Annotated in this window: 22 protein-coding genes and 3 tRNA genes; 5 read left to right on the top strand and 20 right to left on the bottom strand. The window is 66.7% G+C overall.

The window, feature by feature from the left end:
• Nucleotides 1-24 precede the first annotated feature (24 nt).
• From N7573_RS19175 to N7573_RS19160, 4 genes are all read right to left on the bottom strand, one after another.
• The gene (locus N7573_RS19175; RefSeq protein ID WP_279943248.1) at nucleotides 25-459 is read right to left on the bottom strand and encodes a hypothetical protein; all 435 of its coding nucleotides are present in this window, start codon (nucleotides 457-459) and stop codon (nucleotides 25-27) included.
• A gap of 171 nt (nucleotides 460-630) precedes the next feature.
• Entirely contained in the window at nucleotides 631-2,775 is a 2,145-nt protein-coding gene (gene fhuE, locus N7573_RS19170; protein ID WP_049421357.1) for a ferric-rhodotorulic acid/ferric-coprogen receptor FhuE, read from the bottom strand.
• 172 nt (nucleotides 2,776-2,947) lie between these two features.
• Nucleotides 2,948-3,499 carry a M23 family metallopeptidase gene (locus N7573_RS19165; RefSeq protein ID WP_071229523.1) on the bottom strand — a complete coding sequence of 184 codons (552 nt, stop codon included), beginning with the start codon at nucleotides 3,497-3,499 and terminating at the stop codon, nucleotides 2,948-2,950.
• A 77-nt stretch (nucleotides 3,500-3,576) separates the two neighbouring features.
• On the bottom strand, nucleotides 3,577-4,059 hold the full coding sequence (locus N7573_RS19160) for an Lrp/AsnC family transcriptional regulator (protein ID WP_279913676.1): 483 nt from the start codon (nucleotides 4,057-4,059) through the stop codon (nucleotides 3,577-3,579).
• A gap of 72 nt (nucleotides 4,060-4,131) precedes the next feature.
• Here N7573_RS19160 and N7573_RS19155 point away from each other — a divergent pair, with 72 nt between their 5' ends.
• On the top strand, nucleotides 4,132-5,007 hold the full coding sequence (locus N7573_RS19155) for an EamA family transporter (protein ID WP_279913675.1): 876 nt from the start codon (nucleotides 4,132-4,134) through the stop codon (nucleotides 5,005-5,007).
• Nucleotides 5,008-5,065: 58 nt separating this feature from the next.
• Here N7573_RS19155 and N7573_RS19150 read toward each other — a convergent pair whose 3' ends face one another.
• The 4 genes from N7573_RS19150 to N7573_RS19135 all read right to left on the bottom strand — a co-directional run bounded on the left by N7573_RS19150 (nucleotide 5,066) and on the right by N7573_RS19135 (nucleotide 8,351).
• Complete coding sequence (locus N7573_RS19150) at nucleotides 5,066-5,803, bottom strand: endonuclease/exonuclease/phosphatase family protein (RefSeq protein WP_005419292.1); 738 nt, start codon at nucleotides 5,801-5,803, stop codon at nucleotides 5,066-5,068.
• 53 nt (nucleotides 5,804-5,856) lie between these two features.
• Nucleotides 5,857-6,687 carry a thiol:disulfide interchange protein DsbA/DsbL gene (locus N7573_RS19145; protein ID WP_032128967.1) on the bottom strand — a complete coding sequence of 277 codons (831 nt, stop codon included), beginning with the start codon at nucleotides 6,685-6,687 and terminating at the stop codon, nucleotides 5,857-5,859.
• Between the two features lie 106 nt (nucleotides 6,688-6,793).
• Nucleotides 6,794-7,444, bottom strand: a complete 651-nt coding sequence (locus tag N7573_RS19140) for a thiol:disulfide interchange protein DsbA/DsbL (RefSeq protein WP_107433004.1) — start codon at nucleotides 7,442-7,444, stop codon at nucleotides 6,794-6,796.
• Between the two features lie 106 nt (nucleotides 7,445-7,550).
• Entirely contained in the window at nucleotides 7,551-8,351 is an 801-nt protein-coding gene (locus tag N7573_RS19135; RefSeq protein ID WP_279913672.1) for a c-type cytochrome, read from the bottom strand.
• A 155-nt stretch (nucleotides 8,352-8,506) separates the two neighbouring features.
• Here N7573_RS19135 and yihA point away from each other — a divergent pair, with 155 nt between their 5' ends.
• On the top strand, nucleotides 8,507-9,109 hold the full coding sequence (gene yihA / locus N7573_RS19130) for a ribosome biogenesis GTP-binding protein YihA/YsxC (protein ID WP_041864681.1): 603 nt from the start codon (nucleotides 8,507-8,509) through the stop codon (nucleotides 9,107-9,109).
• A gap of 97 nt (nucleotides 9,110-9,206) precedes the next feature.
• Here the strand turns inward: yihA and N7573_RS19125 are convergent, their stop codons facing one another.
• The 11 genes from N7573_RS19125 to N7573_RS19075 form a co-directional block, all read right to left on the bottom strand.
• Nucleotides 9,207-10,181, bottom strand: coding sequence for an MBL fold metallo-hydrolase (locus N7573_RS19125; RefSeq protein ID WP_279943247.1), 975 nt, complete (start codon nucleotides 10,179-10,181; stop codon nucleotides 9,207-9,209).
• Between the two features lie 897 nt (nucleotides 10,182-11,078).
• Nucleotides 11,079-11,155 (bottom strand) — tRNA-Arg (locus N7573_RS19120).
• A gap of 32 nt (nucleotides 11,156-11,187) precedes the next feature.
• Nucleotides 11,188-11,264, bottom strand: a tRNA-Arg gene (locus N7573_RS19115).
• A 69-nt stretch (nucleotides 11,265-11,333) separates the two neighbouring features.
• Nucleotides 11,334-11,410: transfer RNA gene (locus N7573_RS19110), tRNA-Arg, on the bottom strand.
• Nucleotides 11,401-12,327, bottom strand: coding sequence for an alpha/beta fold hydrolase (locus N7573_RS19105; RefSeq protein ID WP_277778617.1), 927 nt, complete (start codon nucleotides 12,325-12,327; stop codon nucleotides 11,401-11,403). Before N7573_RS19105 ends, N7573_RS19110 begins: the two co-directional genes overlap by 10 nt.
• Nucleotides 12,324-13,133: a bifunctional hydroxymethylpyrimidine kinase/phosphomethylpyrimidine kinase gene (thiD, locus tag N7573_RS19100; protein ID WP_032128843.1), complete on the bottom strand. Its 810-nt coding sequence runs from the start codon at nucleotides 13,131-13,133 to the stop codon at nucleotides 12,324-12,326. The genes N7573_RS19105 and thiD overlap by 4 nt, the downstream gene beginning before the upstream one ends.
• A 64-nt stretch (nucleotides 13,134-13,197) precedes the next feature.
• On the bottom strand, nucleotides 13,198-13,866 hold the full coding sequence (locus N7573_RS19095) for a YoaK family protein (protein WP_049463692.1): 669 nt from the start codon (nucleotides 13,864-13,866) through the stop codon (nucleotides 13,198-13,200).
• A gap of 12 nt (nucleotides 13,867-13,878) precedes the next feature.
• The gene (locus tag N7573_RS19090) at nucleotides 13,879-14,385 is read right to left on the bottom strand and encodes a hypothetical protein (protein ID WP_032128845.1); all 507 of its coding nucleotides are present in this window, start codon (nucleotides 14,383-14,385) and stop codon (nucleotides 13,879-13,881) included.
• The gene (locus N7573_RS19085) at nucleotides 14,382-15,782 is read right to left on the bottom strand and encodes a PhoH family protein (protein ID WP_010484287.1); all 1,401 of its coding nucleotides are present in this window, start codon (nucleotides 15,780-15,782) and stop codon (nucleotides 14,382-14,384) included. Before N7573_RS19085 ends, N7573_RS19090 begins: the two co-directional genes overlap by 4 nt.
• 84 nt (nucleotides 15,783-15,866) lie before the next feature.
• The gene (locus N7573_RS19080) at nucleotides 15,867-16,346 is read right to left on the bottom strand and encodes a peroxiredoxin (RefSeq protein ID WP_049445310.1); all 480 of its coding nucleotides are present in this window, start codon (nucleotides 16,344-16,346) and stop codon (nucleotides 15,867-15,869) included.
• A 79-nt stretch (nucleotides 16,347-16,425) separates the two neighbouring features.
• Complete coding sequence (locus tag N7573_RS19075; protein ID WP_005409051.1) at nucleotides 16,426-16,986, bottom strand: glycine cleavage system protein R; 561 nt, start codon at nucleotides 16,984-16,986, stop codon at nucleotides 16,426-16,428.
• Between the two features lie 164 nt (nucleotides 16,987-17,150).
• Here N7573_RS19075 and dapA point away from each other — a divergent pair, with 164 nt between their 5' ends.
• Entirely contained in the window at nucleotides 17,151-18,044 is an 894-nt protein-coding gene (gene dapA, locus N7573_RS19070; protein WP_182267593.1) for a 4-hydroxy-tetrahydrodipicolinate synthase, read from the top strand.
• Between the two features lie 32 nt (nucleotides 18,045-18,076).
• On the top strand, nucleotides 18,077-18,592 hold the full coding sequence (locus N7573_RS19065) for a hypothetical protein (RefSeq protein WP_197616923.1): 516 nt from the start codon (nucleotides 18,077-18,079) through the stop codon (nucleotides 18,590-18,592).
• A gap of 220 nt (nucleotides 18,593-18,812) precedes the next feature.
• On the opposite strand, the gene fdxA is transcribed toward N7573_RS19065, so the two are convergent.
• Complete coding sequence (gene fdxA, locus N7573_RS19060; protein ID WP_004153066.1) at nucleotides 18,813-19,136, bottom strand: ferredoxin FdxA; 324 nt, start codon at nucleotides 19,134-19,136, stop codon at nucleotides 18,813-18,815.
• 192 nt (nucleotides 19,137-19,328) lie between these two features.
• On the opposite strand from fdxA, the gene N7573_RS19055 reads away from it, so the two are divergent.
• The gene (locus tag N7573_RS19055; RefSeq protein ID WP_049400938.1) at nucleotides 19,329-20,753 is read left to right on the top strand and encodes a sugar porter family MFS transporter; all 1,425 of its coding nucleotides are present in this window, start codon (nucleotides 19,329-19,331) and stop codon (nucleotides 20,751-20,753) included.
• Nucleotides 20,754-20,836 lie beyond the last annotated feature (83 nt).

The raw sequence follows: 20,836 nt of genomic DNA, 5'->3' as shown, positions 1-20,836 counted from the left end.
CCATGCTCGACTCCATGAAGGCGGTCAATCCGGAATGTCCTGTTCCGGGTCATCCTGTTCAAGGCTGGCACGGCGGAACGCGGTGCGTGCCCATCCCAGTCCGGCCACGATCATCATCGGCCCGACCGCGAAGGCGGCCAGTGAGGGAATGCGGAACTGTGGCAGCGTTTGGACCAGCAGGTTGTACAGGATCCAGGCCACCAGGATCAGGCCGATCCCCGCGCACAACAGTCCGAACAGCACCTGTGGAATGCCCATTGCCAATCCCAGCGCGCGCTCGGAGCGGGTGGGAGTGGGGATGGCGCGCAGTTCACGGCCCAGATCGAACCAGAACAGGATCGCTGCGGGCAGGCCGATCAGCAGAAGCAGGATGAAGTAGCCATTGCCTGTAGCGACCATCAGCGGCAGCGAAGAGAACAGGGCCACGAGCGATAGACCGAGTTTCGTGCGGGTGCGCATGGCCGGTCGTCCTTGAGGGGGAAGGCGCGAGGTATCCGTCTGCGCGACGCTACACCTGCAAGGGCAGCGCGGCAACGGGGGCGCTGGGCGCCCCCGTTGTGGTGTCGAGCCGTGCTCGACGACCCCGTGTGATCGAGTCGAGCATGGCTCGACGCTACAAGGCCGGTTGGATCAGAACGCCCAGGTGAACGTCAGCGAGCCATTGCGGCCGTCGCCGTAGGCACCGTAGCCGGTGATCTGCGAGTAGTACTTCTTGTCCAGCAGGTTGTTGAGGTTGGCCTGCACGCTGAACTCCGGCGAGATGCGGTAGCGCACGAAGGCACTGACCAGCGCGTAGCCTTCCTGTTCGAAGCGGCCCACTACCGGCGCAGCGTAGTAGATGCGGTTCTGCCAGTTGGCACCGCCGCCGACGGTCAGTTCCTGCAGCGATTGCGGGGTGTAGCTGGTGAACAGCTTCAGCGCGGTCTGCGGCAGGTTGGTGTTGATGTCGGCGCCGTTGATGTCCTTGGCCACGTAACGTGAAGCACCGAAGGTCGCGTTCCAGCCCGGTGCCAGTTCGCCGTTCACTTCGAACTCGAAGCCGCGGCTGACGGTGCCACGTGCAGCGATGTAGGCGGTCTCGTTCATTTGCCCGTCAACCTTGTCCATGGTTGCCTGGCCAACGTTGTCCTGCTCGATGCGGAACACTGCCACGGATGCATTCAGCCGGTTGTCGAACCACGCGCCCTTGACGCCGACTTCGTAGCTCTTGCCATCGACCGGATCGAGGTAGCTGCCCTGCTTGTTGCGCAGCGTCTGCGGCTGGAAGATCTCGGTATAGCTGGCGTAGGCGGAGTAGGTATCGTTGATGTCGTAGACCAGGCCGGCATACGGCGTGGTCACTTTGTGCGAGCGGTCGTTGCCTTCGTCTTCGCTCTTCCAGTCGGTGTAGCGCGCACCGATGATCAGCTTCAGTGGATCGGCCAGCGACAGGCGTGCGGCGGCATAGCCGGCCTTTTGGGTGATGGTGCCCTGGCTGGCAAGCTTCAGCGGTCGCCAGTTCGGCTGCGGGAAATCACCGGTCCAGCCGAAGTAGCTGGCCAGCGGCAGGTACTGTGCATTCGGATCGTTGAAGTCAGGCTGGAAATCACCATAGTTGGCGAACTCACGCTTGTTGTAGCTCAGGCCGGCCATGAACTGGTGCTCGCGGCCGAACAGCTGGAACGGCCCATCGATGTAGCCATCGATGCCATCAACCTTGCGCTCGGTGTTGTAGAAGCCGGCCATCGGCGTGATGCCGGCGCCCGTGGTCTTGTTGAACGCGGTGTAGGCCGGATAGAACAGCTTGTCGTCGGCCTTGGTGCGGTCGTGGGTGGCGCCGATCTTGAACTTCCAGCCGTTGCTGAAGGCATGCTGCAGGGTGGCGAACGCACGCTTGCTGGTGGTGTCCCAGTAGGTCCAGTCCGGCGACGGATTGAACGAGGTCGGATAGTTGGTCGGGCTGCCATCGGCGTACCACATCGGGAAGCCGCCCCAGGTCGCGCCGTTGGCGCGCTTCTGCTGGTAGTCGTAGCCCACGCTGAGCTGCGTGTCCGGGGTCAGGTCGGCGTCGATGACGGCATAACCCAGCGTCTTGCGCTGGTTGTAGCGGTCCATCTGACCATCGGTGTCCAGGTAGCTGCCGATCACCCGGCCGCGCACCGTGCCACTGGCGTTCAGCGCGGTGCCCACGTCCACGGTGGTGCGTGTGCGGCCCCAACTGCCGACGTTCACCGAGATGCTGCCGGTCAGTTCTGCGCTGTCGGCGTGTTTGCGGATGAGGTTCACCGAGGCGGACGGATTGCCGGCACCGCTGAGCAGGCCGGTAGCGCCGCGTACCACTTCCACGCGGTCGTACAGCGCAAGATCGAGGCCGGAATCGCCGTAGCTCCAGTTCTGCACCATCTGCGTCGGCAGGCCATCGAACTGGTAGGCATCGATGTAGAAGCCACGCGCGTAGAACTCGGTGCGCTCGCTGTCGGACTGGGTGCTGGTCACGCCGGTGGTGTTGGCCAGCACGTCGATGATGTCGTCCAGCTTCTGATCTTCGATGCGCTGGTGGCTGATGATGCTGACCGACTGCGGGATCTCGCGCGGTGCCAGATCGAAGCGGGTACCGGCCGAGGTGCGGCGCACCGAATAGCCTTCGGCACGTTCGCCCTTGACCACCACCTTGTCCAGCGTGGTCGGATCGGCGGCGGTGTCGGCGAAGGCGGCCGGGGCCACGGCGCAGAGAACGGCAAGCACGGCAACGGACAGCCGCTGCGGCTGCAGGGTACGGAAGGCGGGACGGGTCATGGGGGTCCTGGACGAGCACGCGCGTTCGGCCGGCATCCAGGAGGCGAGGCGCTACGGGTAGGGGAAGGGCGGGCAGGCCGTCCTGGCACCACCGGAAACGAAAGAAATGGTAATACGAACTATTCCTATTTACAAATCATGAACGGTTCGGTGCGCGGGTGCGCCGTGGCGATCAGCGCAGCAACGGCAACGGGTTGCGGGGGCCGTTCGTGCCGTAGATGCCCCAGTGCAGATGCGGCGGCGTGCCCTTGGCATTGCCGCTGTCGCCCACGTGGCCGAGCAGGTCACCGGCCTGCACCACCTGGCCGCGCGCCAGGCCCTCGGCCCAGCCTTCCAGATGCGCGTAGTAGTAGCGTTCCCGCCCGGGCCCGATCACCCAGACCTGGCGACCACCGAGGCCGCGTTCGCTGACATCCGCGATGACGCCGGCAGTGACGCTGCGCACCGGCGTGCCGCGCTGGGCGAAGATATCGATGCCGGCGTGGGAGCGGTCGCGGCCGCGCGGCGCGCCGAAGGTATCGGCGATCTGGCGGGGGCGCACACCCTCCACCGGCACCGGGAGTTCGGTGGCCGGCGGCATCTGCGCGAGTGTCCACAGCATCTTTGGTGCGGCGGCCCAGGGACTGTTCCACAGCGCCATCGCGGCAACGACGGCAATGGCCAGCCACAGACCGCGCAGCAGCCAGCGGCGCAGGCGACCGGCAGGAGAGGACGGAGTGCTCATGGTCTCCGACTGTAGCGTCGAGCCATGCTCGACGGCTGTTGCTCTGCGGTAAAAGCGCAGTCGAGCATGGCTCGACGCTACAGAACCGGTGCCAGCGGGACCTCGAAACTCCGCTTCAAGGTGCCCAGTGCCACCGAGGTACGGAAGCGCTCGATGTTGTCATCGCCACCGAACAAGCGCTCGGTGATCGCCTCGTACTCCTCCATCGACGCCGCCGAAAGCAACAGCAGGAAATCGCCATCGCCGGTGATCGAGTAGCACTGCTGCACGGCCGGGTCGTCCTGCACGCGACGCTTGAACGGCGCCACGCGTTCGCGCTGCTCGCTGACCACGCGCACCTCGACGATGATGGTCAGCGGCCGCCCGACCTTCGCCGCAGCGACCACGGCCACATTGGCCGCGATCACGCCGATGTCCTGCAGGCGCTTGATGCGGCGCTGCACGGCCGGGGTGGACAGGTGCACGGCCTCGGCGATTTCGCGCTGCGGCAGGGTGTTGTCCCGCTGCAGCAGGTCGAGGATGGCGCGGTCGAAACTGTCGAGCACGGGGGCGATGGCCATGGCGAGCAGAAGTTGCACGAACGGGCCGTCAATTGAGCCAAGTGCTCGGCGCCGGCGCAATAGACTTTGCGCATGCAGACCTCACGACTCGCGCCGATGTTGCCGGCGCTGGCGGTGCTCGGCTCGGTCACCTCGCTGGCCATCGGCACCTCCTACGCAAAACACCTGTTCCCGCTGATCGGTGCCCAGGGCACCAGCGCGCTGCGCGTGGGCTTTTCGGCGCTGTTGCTGCTGCTGTTCTGGCGGCCATGGCGCTGGAAGACCAGCCGCGTGGATGCGATCACCGTCCTGCGCTACGGGCTCACCCTGGGCCTGATGAACCTGCTGTTCTACATGGCCCTGCGCACGATTCCCTTCGGCATCGCGGTGGCCATCGAGTTCACCGGGCCGCTGACGGTGGCGATGCTGTCATCACGGCGACCGATCGACTTCCTGTGGGTGGGCTGCGCGGCGGTGGGGCTGCTGTTGCTGTTGCCGATCGGTGGCGGCCCGGCGCTGGACCCGGCCGGCGTGCTGTATGCCATGGGTGCGGCGGCGTGCTGGGGCCTGTACATCGTGTTCGGCAAGCGTGCCGGCCATCTGCACGCCGGGCATTCGGTGTCGCTGGGGCTGCTGGCGGCGTCGCTGGTGGTGGTGCCGGTGGGCGTGGTGCATGCCGGCGCCGCACTGCTCGATCCGAAGATCCTGGCGGCGGGCCTGCTGGTAGCGCTGGTCTCCAGCGCGATCCCGATGTCGCTGGAGATGATGGCGCTCAAGCGCCTGCCCAAGGAGACCTTCGGCATCCTGATCAGCATGGAGCCGGCAGTGGCCGCGCTGTGGGCGATGCTGCTGCTGCACGAGCACTTGCATGGATTGCAGTGGCTGGCGATCGGCTGCACGGTGCTGGCCTCGGTGGGCAGCACGATGACCGCGCGGCGGCTGAAGGTGCCAGTGGTGCAGGCGGGGTAGCGCCGGGCCATGCCCGGCGGAGAGCGTGCCAACCAAGGTTGGCACCCACCAGGAGCGGTCAGCGCAGGGCGTCGGCCGGAACGTCGATCTGCATCGCCAGGGCGAGGTGATCGGAGAACGCGGCCGGTACGGCTTCCACGGTGCGGGTCTGCAGGCCGCTGCTGACCAGGATGTGGTCGATGGCGCGATCGGGGCGCCAGCTGGGGAAGGTCGGCACGATGCAGCCGGGGGGCTGCAGCCGGGTCTTCTGGTACAGCACCTGCATTTCCGGGCGTTCGGCCAGGCAGTTGAAGTCGCCCATCAGGACGGCGTTGGGATGGTCGGACAGCAGCTCGGCAATGAAGCCCAGCTGCGACATCCGCGAACCCGCGCCCAGCGACAGATGGGCTACCGCTACCGCCAGGCCATCGGCGCCGTCGCCGAACTTGGCCAGCAGCACGCCGCGCCCGCCGATGCGGCCGGGCAGGGCGTGATCCTGCACTTCCACCGGTTCCAGCTTGCTCAGCAGGCCGTTGGCGCTGGAGGCGACCCCGCCCATGCGCCGGTTCGGCTGGTGGCTCCAGTAGTTGAAGCCGGCACGCTGGGCCAGGTAGTGGGTCTGGTTGGTGAAGCCCGAGCGCAGGCTGCCCGGGTCGGCCTCCTGCAGGCCGACGATGTCATGTTCGCGCGCCAGGGTGGCGATCGCGTCCAGGCTGCTGCGCTTGCGGCCCGCCGGCAGCGCATGTGACCAGCTGCGGGTCACATAGTCGCTGTAGCGGCGGGTACTTGAGCCGGCCTGGATGTTGGCCGTCAGCAAGCGCAGGGTCCGTGTACGGGGGGAATTCACGGCCGGGAAACGCTTCTCTTGGATCAGTGAGCCTGGGCCGCACCGCGTTCGCGGGCGATCAGGTGGTCGGCAATGCGCAGCATGTCCGGGAAGCTCTTGCCCTTCACCAGGTACTTGCCGTTGACGATGATCGACGGGGTGCCGCTGATCTGGCTGCGCTGGGCGAACTGCTTGGCCGAGTTGGTCTTGGCATTCACCGCGAAGCTGCCCATGGTGGCGGCGAACTGCTTCGGATCCACGCCGTAGGCACCGTAGAACTTGGCGATGTCGTCAACCGAATCGGTGCCGCGCTCGCCCTTCAGGGTCTTCTGCGAATGGATGGCAGCGTACAGGGCTTCGTGGGTCTTCTCCTGCACGCCCAGGGTCTGCGCGGCGTAGAAGGCACGGGCGTAGTTGTCCCAGGTACCGCCGAACATGGCCGGCACGTAGACGAAGTTCACGTCGCTCGGCAGGCCGGCCTTCCACGGGCCGACCAGCGGCTGGAACGCGGCGCAGGCCGGGCAGACATAGCCGAAGATCTCGGTCACTTCGATCTTGCCGGCGGCCGGCTGGAACGGCTGGCCGTTCGGGATCACCTGGTAGTCGGCGCCTTCCACCGGGGCCGGGCCGGTCAGTGCGGTGGTGGTCGGGGCCGGTGCAGCGGCCGGGGCGGATTCAGCCGCGGCCTTCTCGCCTTCGGCAGCGGCCGGGGCGGCGCCTTCGGTACCCGCTGCCGGAGCGGCCGGTTCGGTGGTCGCCGGAGCTGCAGCCGGTTCGGCCGGGGCCGCGGTGGTGTTGGTGCTGCCGTCGTCGGCCTTGCAGGCCGCCAGGATCGGCAGCAGCGCTGCGAGGGCGAGGGCGTAACGGATCTTCATGGAAACGTCTCCAGCATCTGGAAAGGTGGGGCCGGCGTCATGCGCCGGCCAGGGGGAAATGATGACACGCGGCGGCGACAGCGCCGTGTCGGTGGTGGGTGTTGGTTCAGCGGCCGCGGGCGGCGCGGGCCTGGGTGATCAGCGCCGAGGCGATGCGCAGCTGGTCGTCGAAGCTGTCGCCACGGACCAGGTACTGGCCGTTGATGATCAGCGCCGGGGTCCCGGGGATCTTGGTGCGCTGGGCGAACGCGCGGGCGGCATCGACCTTCTTCTGTACGGCATCGCCGCGCAGGGCCTGCAGGTAACGGTCCGGGGTCACGCCATAGGCCTTGTAGAAGGTGGCGAGCTCATCGGCCGAGACGTTCTGCATCGGCAGCGAGCCGTCCTGGTGCAGTGCCTTGAACACGGCGGCATGGCTGCGCTTGGCCACGCCGACTTCGTCGGCGGCGTAGTAGGCCAGTGCCCAGGCATCCCAGGCGCCGCCGAAGGCTGCCGGAACCGGAGTGAAGCGCACATCGGCCGGCAGCTTGGCTGCCCAGGCTTCCAGCTGCGGTTCGAAACGGGCGCAGTGCGGGCAGGTGTAGCCGAAGACCTCGACCACCTCGATCTTGCCGGCCAGCGGCTGGAACGGGCCCGGCTGGGCGATGCGCTCGTAGTCCTTGCCTTCAACCAGCGGGGCATTGGCGGGGGTGGCGGCGCAGGCTACCAGCGGCAGCAGCACCAGCACAGACAACAGCAGGCGGGAAATCAACCTCATCGACACGCATCTCCGTTGAAAAAAGCAACGCCGGCGCGGTCGCCGGCGTGAAGGAAACATACCGCAGCCGCGGGCCGGCGTGGCGACCCGGGCCGACCAGTGGTGGTCAGGGGGCGGCAGCCGGTTGTGCCGGCGTGGTGGCAACGGCCACGTCGTCGGCCTTGTTGTGCAGGCCCTGCAGGTAGCTCGACAGCGCCTGCACCTCCTGCTCGCTCAGCTTCTGCGCAACCGCAGCCATGATCTGGAAGTGCGCCTTGTCGGTCTCGTTGGTCTGGCCGGCCTGGTATTCCTGCAGGCGGCGCGCGACATAGCTGGCCTGCTGGCCGCCGATGTGTGGATAGGCCGGGCCCGGATTACCGGCACCACTGGGGCCGTGGCAGGCCATGCAGGCCGGCAGGCCGCGTTTGGCGTCACCGCCACGGTACAGCTGCTGGCCGATCTCGTAGAACTTCATGCCCTTGTAGGGGCCGTCGGTGACCGCCGTGTCATCGGCGATGCCGGCAGTGGCCTTCTGCGTGGCGAAGAACGCGCCGATGTCGCGCATGTCCTGCGGGGTGAGGTTCTGCACGAACGGCACCATCGCCACCGCCGCGCCGGAGCTGCGCTGTCCATTGGCGATCAGGGCCATCTGCTGGGCGACGTAGCGTTCGCTCTGGCCGGCGATGGACGGGTACATCTCCACCGTGGAATTGCCGTCGGCGCCATGGCAGGCCGCGCAGGCCGAGGCCTTGGTCTGGCCGGCCTTGGCATCGCCCCAGTGGGTCTTGCTGAAATCGACCTCCAGCGAGGCGGTGTTGATCGGCCCGTTGTCGGGCAGCGGGGTCAACGTGGTCTGCGCGAACGCAGCGGCGGCAACGACTACGGCAGTGGCAAGGGCGGATACGGCAAGAACGCGAGCGTGGCGCATGCTAAAGCTCCGTATGGACCGGGCCGGGCGGCAGCCACGGCATCGTCCGGATTATCAACGCCGTTTCCGCGCACGGTCAACGCAGCAGTGCAGCATTTTCCCGGCGGAGGGCCCGCGGCCGGGCGCGCGGTGCCACAACATGCGATCCTATGCACATGTCATTGCTCATCGAACGCGCTCAATACCACCTCTCTGCCCACAACATGGGGCAGCTGCCGCCCGATGAGGGGGCCGAAGTGGCCTTTGCGGGCCGCTCCAACGCCGGCAAGTCCAGTGCCCTCAACGCATTGACCCGGCAGAACAGCCTGGCCCGGGTCTCCAAGACCCCCGGCCGCACCCAGCAGCTGGTGTTCTTCCAGGTGACCCCGGAAGCCCATCTGGTCGATCTGCCCGGTTACGGCTACGCCAAGGTGCCGCTGGACCTGCAGGCGCACTGGCAGGCCTTCATCGACCGCTACTTCCGCACCCGCAATGCGCTGAGGGGCCTGGTGGTGGTGATGGATATCCGCCACCCGCTGAAGGACTACGACCGGCAGATGCTGGCCTATGCCGTGCAGCGTGGCCTGCCGGCGCATGCGTTGCTGACCAAGGCCGACAAGCTGAGCCGCAGCCAGCAGATGCAGACCCTGCAGAAGGTGCGCAAGGAACTGCACTCCTCCTTCGGTGATACGGTCAGCGTGCAGGTGTTCTCTGGCGCGGCCCGCACCGGTGTGGACGAAGCCCGCGGCATCATCGGCGGCTGGTTGGGGCTGGAATAAGGCATTTTCGGTCGCCCGGCTGGCAGCCGGGCGCTACCGCTCTGATGCCCGGTAGTGCCGGCCGCTGGCCGGCAACGCCACCAGGCCCGGCGGCACCTCATTTCAACGGCGAATACTCCGCCGGCACCCACGCATAGGCCTTGCCCTCGCCACGCACATGGCCCAGACCGGGGAACGGCAGGTGCGCACCGGCCACCCACCAACCGTTGGCGGTGGCCTGCTGCAGCAGGCCGCGACGGCTGGCGATGGCCGCCTTGCGGTCCGAATCGGCCTCGAAGGCCGCCTCCGGGTGCGCGAACTGCACTGCGTGGAAGTGCAGCACATCACCCCACACCAGTAGCGACTGGCCCTGGCTGTCGAACCGGTAGGAGACATGGCCGGGCGTATGGCCATGGGTGTCCATCGCCACCGCGCCACCGGGCAGGGCATCGCCGGGACTGAAGGTGCGCAGGTGGCCGCTGGCCTGACAGGGCGCTACCGCGTTGCGCGCCAGCGGGAAGGCAAAGCGCACGCCCTTCGGCGCGGTGGCCTCGCTGGTCGGGTTGAGCCAGTAGTCGGCATCGGCCTTGGACAGCCACACCGTGGCATTCGGGTAGGCCGGCTTGCCCTGCGCGTCGAGCACGCCGCACAGATGGTCCGGATGGGCGTGGGTCAGCAGCACCTCGTCCACCTCGGCCGGGTCCACGCCGGAGGCGCGCAGGTTGCCCAGCACCTGGCCCAGGCCGGGGCCGAAGCACTGCGCGGTACCGGTATCGACCAGGGTCAGGTGGTTGCCCTGGCGCACAAGGAAAGCGTTGATCGCGGTCTGCAGGCCCTTCTTGTCTTCGGGCACGTAACGGCCTTCCAGCAGGCGGCTGACCAGCGTCGGCGGCACGTCCACGACTTCCTGCCGGCCCAGCGCGACCACGCCATCGAACAGGGCGGTGACCTGCAGCGCACCGACGCGCTGGTGGTAGACGCCTGGGACCTGCTGGGTGGGGGCAGGCGACGTGGTTTCGGCCAGCGCGGCCAGTGGCAGGGATGACAGGGCCAACAGCAGGGCGCGGTGCAGCGGCAGGGGACGCAGGGACATGGTGGTTCTCGGTGGACGACGGGCGGTTCCGTTGCCGTATAGCGTGCCGTGGTCGACGTGTGTGCGGCGCTCAAACCACTACGCGGAATGCTCAGGGAGGGGTGTTGTCTGCAGGGCTGCGCCCTGCACCCGCAGAGGCAACAGCAACGGCCGAAGCAACAGCAACAGCCGAAGCAACAGCAACAGCCGAAGCAACAGCAACAGCGGGTTATCCGTGGGATGGCGGGGTGGGTCCGGTTGCGGGGGCCGCTGCAAGTTCCCCTCCGGGGCCCGGCCCAGCCGCTGGCGGCTGTGCGTTCGGGCGCTTGCGAAGCAGTGCTTCGCAAGCAAAGCGCCCTCACCCATGTAAGCTCGGTCGCCGCTTGCTCGTGTGCGCAGTCCTGCGCACACGGCAAGACCGGGGTTGGGCGTCCTGCCCAACCCGCCCGAGGCATGCCTCGGGCCCGTGCGGCTCACGCCCCCGCAACCGGACCCACCCCGCCTTCGACAGCTTTCCGCGATCTGTCGGAACGGCGTACTGCTCTGGTAGGTGTCGACCTTGGTCGACACGGTAGATCCACGCCATGCCTGGATGAATTCATTCGATATCTGACAGATGTGTCGACCAAGGTCGACACCTACCAACAGCCGCGTGAACCTGTCGAAGGTGGGGCGGTGTCGGATTGCGGGGTGTCAGCGGCATGGATGCCGCTGCCAAGCCTACAAGGACGTACTTGCGGCGTCCCCGCACTCCGACACCGCCCCGCCAACCCACGGAATGCCAGCTTTTGCTTTTGCTTTTGGTTTTGCTGTTGAGGTTGCCGGCCAGCGGCCGGCACTACCAGGGGTGCAGGGCGCAGCCCTGCCGAAAAACACACATAAAAAAACAGCAGGCCGGGGCCTGCTGTTTCGGTGTAATGGTGCGCCCGGAGAGATTCGAACTCCCGACCGCCTGGTTCGTAGCCAGGTACTCTATCCAACTGAGCTACGGGCGCCAATTACATAAACTTGTTGTGCTGACTGTGTATGGTGCGCCCGGAGAGATTCGAACTCCCGACCGCCTGGTTCGTAGCCAGGTACTCTATCCAACTGAGCTACGGGCGCGCGGTACACAATCAACTTACTGCTTAATTTTACTGCATTTCCAGCGGCGGATGCTGAAAACCTGTCGAGTGGTGCGCCCGGAGAGATTCGAACTCCCGACCGCCTGGTTCGTAGCCAGGTACTCTATCCAACTGAGCTACGGGCGCCCTGCGACAGGAGCGGAATTATGCGGATGTCGGCGCGTACCGTCAACAGTTTTGTGAAAATTTTCATCCAACTGAATGAAAAAGCTGTCAGCTACGGCCTCCGGCGCCTTCAGCCACGCGAAATGATCGGCGCGCGTGCCCAGTTCCTGCGCGGACAGCACGCGCAGCTGCGCGTCCACATTCGGCAGCTTCGCCAGCAGCGTCTGCATCGATCCGGTCGGTGCCAACCAGTCGTGCTCCATCAATACGGCCTGTGCGCTGCCATGCACGCGCGCCATCTGCGCATCGAGGTCTTCGTTCATGCCGGCCGCGGCGTAGTGGTTGTTCAGGCCAACGCGTGCCCAGTCGGCAATCAGTCCGCGCGCTTCGGTGCCACCAAAGCCGAGGCGCCGCCCATGCAGCACGCCCTGGCGTTGCGCGATCCACGGCAGGAAACGATAGACCAGCGGCAGCAGCCAGCCGCGCGGTGGTGGGAAGCCACGCCAGAACGGTGAGCCGCTGGCCGCCAGCCACAGCCGGTTGAAGTGCTGCGGGTTGCGGCCGGCATGCACGCAGGCCAGCTGCCCGCCCAGACTGTGTCCACCGATGATCCAGTGCAGGGCGTCGGCGGCGTCATCCGCTGCGGCCAGGACGGCCTGGCTGGCCGGCAGATCCTGTTCGAGTACCTCGCGATAGCCCCAGTCCTGCGTGCGCGACGGGCGCAGTGAGCTGCTGCCGTTGCCGCGCCACTCATGCAGGTAGACCGCCACGCCCTTCGCCGCCAGCGCCAATGCCAGTGGCAGGTAGTGACGCGCGGCCACGCCCAGCGCTGGCAGCCACAGCAGGCGCGCGATGGGCTGTGCAGGCACGCAGGCGATCACTTCGTAGCGATGGCCGTCGTCGCACTGCACGGCGAGGACGCTCGACGTCAGGCTCATGCGTGCGGTGCCGCGCCGAAGTGATCGAGTACCAGCACCTCGCTGCGGCCAGGCGCGTAGCCCTGCTGCAGGCCGCGCGCAACGTAGTCGATGCCGGCTTCGCAGGCATTGGCCAGGCTCAGGCCGTTGCACAGCTGCGCGGCGATGGCCGAGGCGAGCGTGCAGCCTGTGCCATGTGCGTCCAGCGGCAGGCGGGCGTGGATGAATTCTTCGCTGCTGACGCCGTCGAAGTAGCGATCGATCACGCGGTTGCCTTCCTGCAGGTGGCCGCCTTTCAGCAGCACCGCACCGGCACCGAGCTCGAGCAGGGCAGAGGCAGCCTGTTCGGCGTCATCGCCGTTGCCGATCTTCCGGCCGATCAGGAGTTCTGCTTCCGGGGTATTGGGTGTAACCAGCGTCGCCAACGGCAGCAGGCGTTCGCGCATGGCCTTGAGCGCACTTTCCTCCAGCAGGCGCGCGCCGCTGGTGGCGACCATCACCGGGTCCAGCACCACGTGCGGCGGGCGATGCTTTTCCAGTGCGTCGGCGACCGCATGGATCACCTCGGCGTTGGCCAGCATGCCGAGTTTCACGGCATGGATGTCGAAGTCATCGAAGCAGGCTTCGATCTGCGCCTGCAGGAATGCGATCGGTGGCACATGCACGGCGGTGACGCCACGGGTGTTCTGTGCAGTCAGCGCGGCGAACACGGCCAGGCCATGCACGCGGTGCGCGGCGAAGGCCTTGAGATCGGCAGGGACACCGGCGCCACCGCCGGAGTCGGAGCCGGCGATGGTGAGGGCGGAAACGGGAGTGGTCGGGCTCATCGGTTGATTGTGCCGTGGTCACGCAGGGGAAGGTAGATCCACGCCATGCGTGGATGTCCTTGATTCAATGCCGCCAACGCGCCCACTGCTGGTACACCACATAACCCAGCCCGGTCAGGCCGGTCAGCAGGGCGGGGGCGAGCAGGGCGTCGTATTGCCAGCGCATGAACAACCAGGCGCCGAGGATGCCGCCGGCGAGGAAGCCGCTGATGATCAGGCCGCTGAGGGTCAGCCGCCGTACCTGCAGCGGCAGCCCGCGCAGCAGGTGGCCCAGGCCGATGCCGAGGTCGGTGAACATGCCGCTGAGGTGGGTGGTGCGCACCACCGCGCCACTGAAGGTGGTCGCCATCGCGTTCTGCAGGCCGCAGGCCATGGCGGCGGCCAGTGCGCCCCAGATCTGATGCTGTTCGAACAGCGGAATGGCCACCAGCAGCAGTGCCGATTCCAGCGCCAGCGCGACGCCGTAGCGGCGGCCCAGCTGCAATGCGCTGTCCTGGATCAGCAGGCCGCTGAGCATCGCGCCCAGCGAGAACGCGATCAACAGTCCCCATAGATGGCCGACTGCGCGCCAGTCGCCCTGGGCCAGCGCCATGCCGAGCTGGCTGGTGCTGCCGGTCATGTGGCTGACCGCCTGGTGCTCGAAACCGAGGAAGCCGACCACGTTGACCATGCCGGCCACGCACGAGAGCGCGACCGCGCCGATCCAGACCCAGGTGGGCAGGCGTATTCCCATCGGCGGGGCCCCTCAGGGCCCGCCGAAGCCGCCGTTGAACTGCAGCTCGCTGAAGGTGTTGCTGGCCGGGTCGAATACCGCGCCCCAGAACTGCGTGCCGCCGTCACAGACGCGGATCGCTTCCCGTGCCGGGTTGATGCCGCTGTCGTCGGGCAGATGGAAGGCGTTGATGTAGATCAGACGCTTGCCGGCGCTTTCGATGCCGACGTACTGGCGGTCGAAGTCCAGCACCTTCGGTACCTGTGATTCCAGCGACGACAGCTGCGCTTCCAGCTGGTCGATCTGCTGCCGGCTGGGCGCCCAGTAACCACTGACCCGCCCGGCCTCGCGGCCGGGACTGGGGCGCGAGCAGGTATCGAGCACCTGCGCGGCGATGATCGGGCGGGTGACCACCCAGGATTGGCCGGTACGCTCGGCGGTCGGCACGCTGGCCGGGCCGCGCGTGGTGGTGCAGGCACCCAGGACGGCTGCGAGGGCGATCGCAGCCGTGGGCAGCAGCAGGCGGGTGCAGCGGTTCACAACACCTCCGAAGCGTAATCGGCCAGGCGTGAGCGTTCGCCTCGGCGCAGGGTGATGTGCGCACTATGCGGCCAGTTTTTGAAGCGATCCACCGCGTAGGTCAGGCCCGAGGTGGTCTCGGTCAGGTACGGGGTGTCGATCTGCTCGACGTTGCCCAGGCAGACGATCTTGGTGCCGGGGCCGGCACGGGTGATCAGCGTCTTCATCTGCTTGGGGGTGAGGTTCTGCGCCTCGTCCAGGATCAGGTAGCGCGACAGGAAGGTGCGGCCGCGCATGAAGTTCATCGAGCGGATCTTTATGCGGCTGGCGAGCAGGTCGTTGGTCGCCTGGCGCCCCCAGGTGCCGCCTTCCTGGTTGTGCGTGAGCACTTCCAGGTTGTCGGTCAGTGCGCCCATCCACGGCGTCATCTTCTCTTCCTCGGTGCCGGGCAGGAAGCCGATGTCCTCGCCGACGCTGACCGTGGCGCGGGTCATGATGATCTCGCGGTAGCGCTGCTGGTCCATCGTCTGCGCCAGGCCGGCGGCCAGCGCCAGCAGGGTCTTGCCGGTGCCGGCGGTACCCAGCAGCGTGACGAAGTCGATCTCCGGATCCATCAGTGCGTTGAGCGCGAAGTTCTGTTCTCGGTTGCGTGCGCTGATGCCCCACACGGCGTGGCTGCCGTGGCGGAAATCATCGACCAGTGACAGCACCACCTTGCCGTCGCCGACCACGCGGCTGACGCGCAGCTCGACTTCATCTTCGCCAGGCAGGTAGACGTACTGGTTCGGGTACCACTCCTCGCCATCCTGCGCCAGGATTTCGTAATGCGTGCGGCCCTTGTCGCTCCAGCTGCGCAGGTCATCGCCGTGGCGCTTCCAGAAGTCTTCCGGCAGCTCGGTGGCGCCGGTGTAGAGCAGGCTGAAATCGTCCAGCGCACGGTCGTTCTCGTAGTCCTCGGACACGATGCCGGCGATCGCGGCCTTGATCCGCAGGTTGATGTCCTTGGAGACGAACACCACCGGCAGGTCCGGGGTTTCTTCCTTCAGCGCCAGGATCGCGCCGAGGATGGCGTTGTCCGGGATGACCTTGCCGAAGCTCTTGCCGGCGTCGAAATGGCTGGTCTGGAAGCGCAGCTTGCCGGCGCTCTGCTTGCCGCGCAGCTGCAGGCCATTGGGTCGCTGCAGCGGAATGCCGTCGGCCAGGTTGTCCAGGCCGGATTCCTGCACCAGCTCGTTGAGGAAGCGGCTCACCTGGCGGGCGTTGCGGCTCGCTTCGGAGGTGCCCTTCTTGCCGTTGTCCAGCTCCTCGATCACCTGCATGGGCAGGTAGACGTCGTGCTCCTCGAATTTGAACAGCGCGGTGGGATCGTGCATCAGCACGTTGGTATCCAGCACGTAGATGCGCTTGCCTCGGGTCATCGTCGATTCCTGGTTACGGACAGGGAAAAACCACCACGGCCTGCTGCGGGGCAGGGTGATGGCAGACACAGTAGGCAGTGGGACTCACTTGGACTGGGAGGCCTTCAGTTCGGCGAGAACGGCATCGGCATGGCCGGCAACCTTGACCTTGCGCCAGGACTGCACGATGCGGCTGTCGGGGGAAATCAGGAAGGTGCTGCGTTCGATGCCACGTACCTGCTTGCCGTACATGTTCTTCATCTTGATCACGTCGAAGGCGCTGCACAGCGCTTCGTCGCCATCGCTGACCAACGGGAAGTTGAAGCCCTGCTTGGCACAGAAGTTGTCGTGCGACTTCACCGAGTCGCGCGAGACACCGAGTACCACCGCGCCTGCCTTCTTGAATTTCGGCAGCAGTGCGTTGAAGTCGATGCCTTCGGTGGTGCAGCCGGGGGTGCTGTCCTTGGGATAGAAGTACAGCACCAGCCAGTGGCCGGCGTAGTCGCCGAGAGTGGCCTGTTCGCCACCGGACAGCGCCAGCGGCAGGGAGAGGGTGGTGCTGTCCAGGGTATCGCCGTTGTTCATGAGGTCCTTCTGTCGAGCCTGGGTTCTTTCTACGACAATTGCATGAAACGCCACGCGCCCGTGAGAGGCGCGCGAAGAATCAGAATTTCATCGGGTCCATGATCGCGTCCAGGTTCAGGTGGTCGCAGAATTCAAGGAAATCGTCGCGCAGCGCGGCGATGTGCATGTTGGCTGGCACGCCAATGGTGACCTGCGCGCTGAACATCTCCGCACCGGTCTGCATGGCGCGGTAGCGCGTGCTCTGCAGGTTCTCGATGGTGATGCCCTGGCGGTCGAAGAAATCGGCCAGCTGGAACAGGATGCCCGGCTTGTCGGCGGCGATCACTTCGACGATGTACGGCAGCAGGTTGGACTGCGCCTGCTTGGCGGCGGTGCGGTACCAGACCAGTTTCAGGCCCTCTTCGCGCTCCAGCCGGGTCAGCATCGCTTCCAGCTTGGCCACCGAGTCCCAGGAGCCGGTGGCCAGGGCGGTGACCGAGACATCGCGGCCGACCGTGGCCAGGCGTGCGTCCACCAGATTGCAGCCGCTGTCGGCAATGCGGCGGGTGACGGACAGCAGGGGAGACTCCGGATGCGTCGTGTAGGCGTTGATCAGGAGGTGGTTTTCGCTCGGCGCGGGGCGCGGGGTGGTGTCGGTCAAGGCGATTCCGGGTAATGCATGCGTTAGTCTGAATGCCCGCCAGAGGCGGGGATCCACCGGTGTCCAGCATACTTGCCCGTGCTTTCGCGCCGCAAGTAACATTCAGGTCGCCCCCGGCCTTTCGTGGCGGGCGTTTTCCCTTTCCAGCCAAGAGCAGCACGTCCTTGTCCCTTTCCGGCCTCATCACCGCGCTGGCGACCCCGTTCCGGGCCGACGGCGCCCTCGATCCCGACGGTTGGCAGCGCCTGCTGCACCTGCAACTGGAAGGTGGCGTCCATGGCGTTGTCGTAGCCGGCTCGACCGGTGAAGCAGCGACCCTCACCGATGCCGAGTACGACCTGCTGCTGGCCAGCGCGGTCGAGCGCATCGGCGGCCGCATCCCGGTCATGGCCGGTACCGGCCTGTCGGGCACCGCCAAGACCATCGAACAGACCCGCCGTGCCGCCGCGCTTGGCGCCAGCCACGCGCTGGTGGTCACCCCGCCGTACGTGCGGCCGACCCAGGCTGGCCTGATCGCCCACTACCGCGCGGTTGCCGACCAGGGCGGGCTACCGGTCGTGCTGTACAACGTGCCCGGCCGTACCGGGTGCGACATGCAGCCGGAGACCGTGGCCGAACTGGCCAGCCATCCCAACATCGTCGGCATCAAGGAGGCGGTGGGTGACACCGGCCGGGTGCAGGCGCTGCTCGCCCTGCGCAGCCCGCAGTTTGCCGTGTTCAGTGGCGACGACGGTACGGCCGCGCGCTCGATCCAGGCCGGTATCGATGGCCTGATCTCGGTCGGCTCCAACGTGCTGCCCGGCGCCTACCGCCGGATGTGCGAGCTGGCTGCCGCCCACGACCACGAAGCCACCGGGTCCTGGGATGCGCGCCTGCAGCCGTTCCATGATTTCTGCGGCGTTGAGCCGAACCCGATTCCGGTCAAGGCGTTGCTGCGCCGTATCGGCATCGGTCACGACCTGCGCCTGCCGCTGCTGCCGCTGTCGGCGGCGCACCATCCGGCGGCCGATCATCTTGCCGGCGACATCGCCGCCCTCGAAGCCCTTTCCAGCCACTGACCTTCCGTCTTGGTCTGACCCAGGAGATTCACATGCGTCAATCCGTATCCACCGTCCGCGTGCTGTCCTACGCCCTGCTTGCGGTGGCCGTTGCCGCCGGCACCACCGGCTGCTTCAAGCGTGGCGTCAAGGGCGACTACGCCCTGGCCCCGGAAATGCGTCCGCTGGAAGTGCCGCCGGACCTGAACCTGCCCAACGCTACCAGTGACAACAAGGTGCCGACCCTTGCCTCGGCGACCAAGCCGGCGGCCCCGGTGGCTGCGGCCCCGGCCGTGGGCAACACCGGTTTCACCATTGCCGGCGGCAAGGACGAGGCTTTCACCAAGGTCGGCACCGCGCTGGAAGGCGTGGAAGGCGTGACCATCGCCAGCCGCGCGCAGCTGCTGGGCTCGTATGACGTGGCCTACGAAGGCAGCAACTTCCTGGTCCGCGTGGTCGCCGTCGATGCCGGCGCCTACATCTCCGCGGTCGACCCGCGTGGCCTGCCGGCAACTGCAGAAGCGCCGGTGAAGCTGATCGCCGCGCTCAAGGCAAAGCTGGCCCAGTAAGGGCCGGTCGGGTGGGTGCGGGCCCAGGTCCGCACGTGCCCGGGTAGAGGCCGACCTTGGTCGGCGCTTCTGTGCCAACCAAGGTTGGCACCTACCGGATCCTGCGGTTGGCAGCTACCGGATCTTGCGGTTGGCAGCTATCGGATCGCGCGGATGCTATCTGCCGAGCAACGAAAAAGGGCGCCATAGGCGCCCTTTTCGTTGCGGCAATAGGCGCTTCTCAGCGCTCCAGCAGCTTCAGCTTGTCCGGCTTGCCGTCCCATTCGCCGGCGTCGGCGGGCGGGTCCTTGCGCACGGTCAGTACCGGCCACTCCTTCGCCAGCTCGGCGTTAAGGGCGACGAAGCTCTCCTGGCCGGCAGGAACATCGTCCTCCGGGAAGATCGCGTTGACCGGGCATTCCGGTTCGCAGAGGGTGCAGTCGATGCACTCATCCGGGTCGATCACCAGGAAGTTCGGGCCTTCGTGGAAGCAATCCACGGGGCATACTTCCACGCAATCGGTGTGTTTGCACTTGATGCAGTTTTCGGTGACGACAAAGGGCATGGGCTGGGGGTGGATCGATTCCTGAACCCGCCAATTCTAGAACAGGTTGGCCCCCGGTGTCGGCGCGGGGCGGAAATCGGGCGTCTGGCAGGCGCGGCCGTGGTGGTCGTTGGCGGCAGGGTGAGGCCTGTGCGACGCTGCGGGTCAGCCGGCTGCGTTGGATGGCCGGACCCCTTCCCAGCAGGATCGTTCATGTCCCCAGCCCAGCCCAACATCGCCTCCCATGGTGGTGAGAACACTGCATTCATCGTCCTGATCAGCTGCGTGGCCACGCTGGGTGGATTCCTGTTCGGCTTCGACAGTGGTGTCATCAATGGCACGGTCGACGGCCTGCGCCAGGCCTTCAACTCCAGCGAGGCGGCGCTCGGTTTCGAAGTCGCCTCGATGCTGCTGGGCTGCGCGATCGGTGCCTTCCTGGCCGGCTGGCTGGGGGATCGCCTGGGCCGTCGTGGCGTGCTGATTGCCTCGGCACTGATGTTCCTGGTCTCGGCGCTGGGCGCCGGTGCCGCTCACGCTTCCTGGCTGTTCATCGCCGCACGCGTGCTCGGCGGCTTCGCGGTGGGCGCGGCCAGCGTGATGTCGCCGGCCTACATTGCCGAGGTGGCCTCGGCGCGCTATCGCGGGCGTTTGGCCACGGTGCAGCAGATGGCGATCATCTGCGGCCTGTTCGCCGCCTTCCTCAGCAATTACCTGCTGGCCCGAGCTGCTGGGGCGTCAACCGAGCCGCTATGGCTGGGCCATGAGGCCTGGCGCTGGATGTTCTGGATGCAGGCGCTGCCGTCCGGGCTGTTCCTGCTGTTGTTGCTGGTGATTCCGGAAAGCCCGCGCTTCCTGGTCCTGAAGGGGCGTCAGCAGCAGGCGAGGGCGGTACTGTCGCGGCTGTACGGCGAGGCGGCAGCGGCGACCAAGCAGGCCGAGATCGAAGCCAGCCTGGCCCAGGATCAGCACAAGCCGCGCTTCAGCGACCTGCGAGACACGGTCACCGGCAAGCTGCGCCCGATCCTCTGGGTAGGCATTGGCCTGGCCATGTTCCAGCAGCTGGTCGGCATCAACGTGGTGTTCTATTACGGCGCGGTGCTGTGGCAGGCGGTGGGCTTCTCGGAAAGCGACGCGCTGCTGATCAACGTGCTGTCCGGCGCGCTGAGCATCGGCGCCTGCCTCCTGACGGTGCTGTTGATCGACCGCATCGGGCGCAAGCCGCTGCTGTGGATCGGCTCGGTTGGCATGTCGGTGGCGCTGGTGCTGATGGTGGTGGCGTTTGCCAGCGGCAGCCTGGCCGATGGTCGGCTGCAGCTGTCCGATGGCATGGGCCGGCTGGCGCTGGTTGCGGCCAACGTCTATGTGGTGTTCTTCAACATGTCCTGGGGCCCGGTGATGTGGGTGATGCTGGGCGAAATGTTCCCGAACCAGATCCGCGGCCCGGCGTTGGCCGTTGCCGGTGCGGCGCAGTGGACCTCGAACTTCGCGATCACCGTGACCTTCCCGATGCTGCTGGCCGGCATCGGCCTGGCCGGGGCCTACGGCATCTACGCTGTCGTTGCGATCCTCTCGATCTTCTTCGTGGTCCGCTGCGTGCGCGAGACCAAGGGCAAGGAGCTGGAGCAGATGGAAGGCTGACGGCCGGCCTGTGTTTCAGCGCCTCCTTTCTCCGTGGGGAGGCTGCAGGCCAGCCGATCCAGGACACGCCGTAAACCCATCCA

The sequence above is a fragment of the Stenotrophomonas sp. GD04054 genome, assembly GCF_029836955.1.
In the GTDB taxonomy this organism is placed as follows: Bacteria; Pseudomonadota; Gammaproteobacteria; order Xanthomonadales; family Xanthomonadaceae; genus Stenotrophomonas; species Stenotrophomonas maltophilia_A.
The sequence above is the reverse complement of the archived record's forward strand: the minus strand, read 5'-3'. Positions and strand labels throughout refer to the sequence as shown.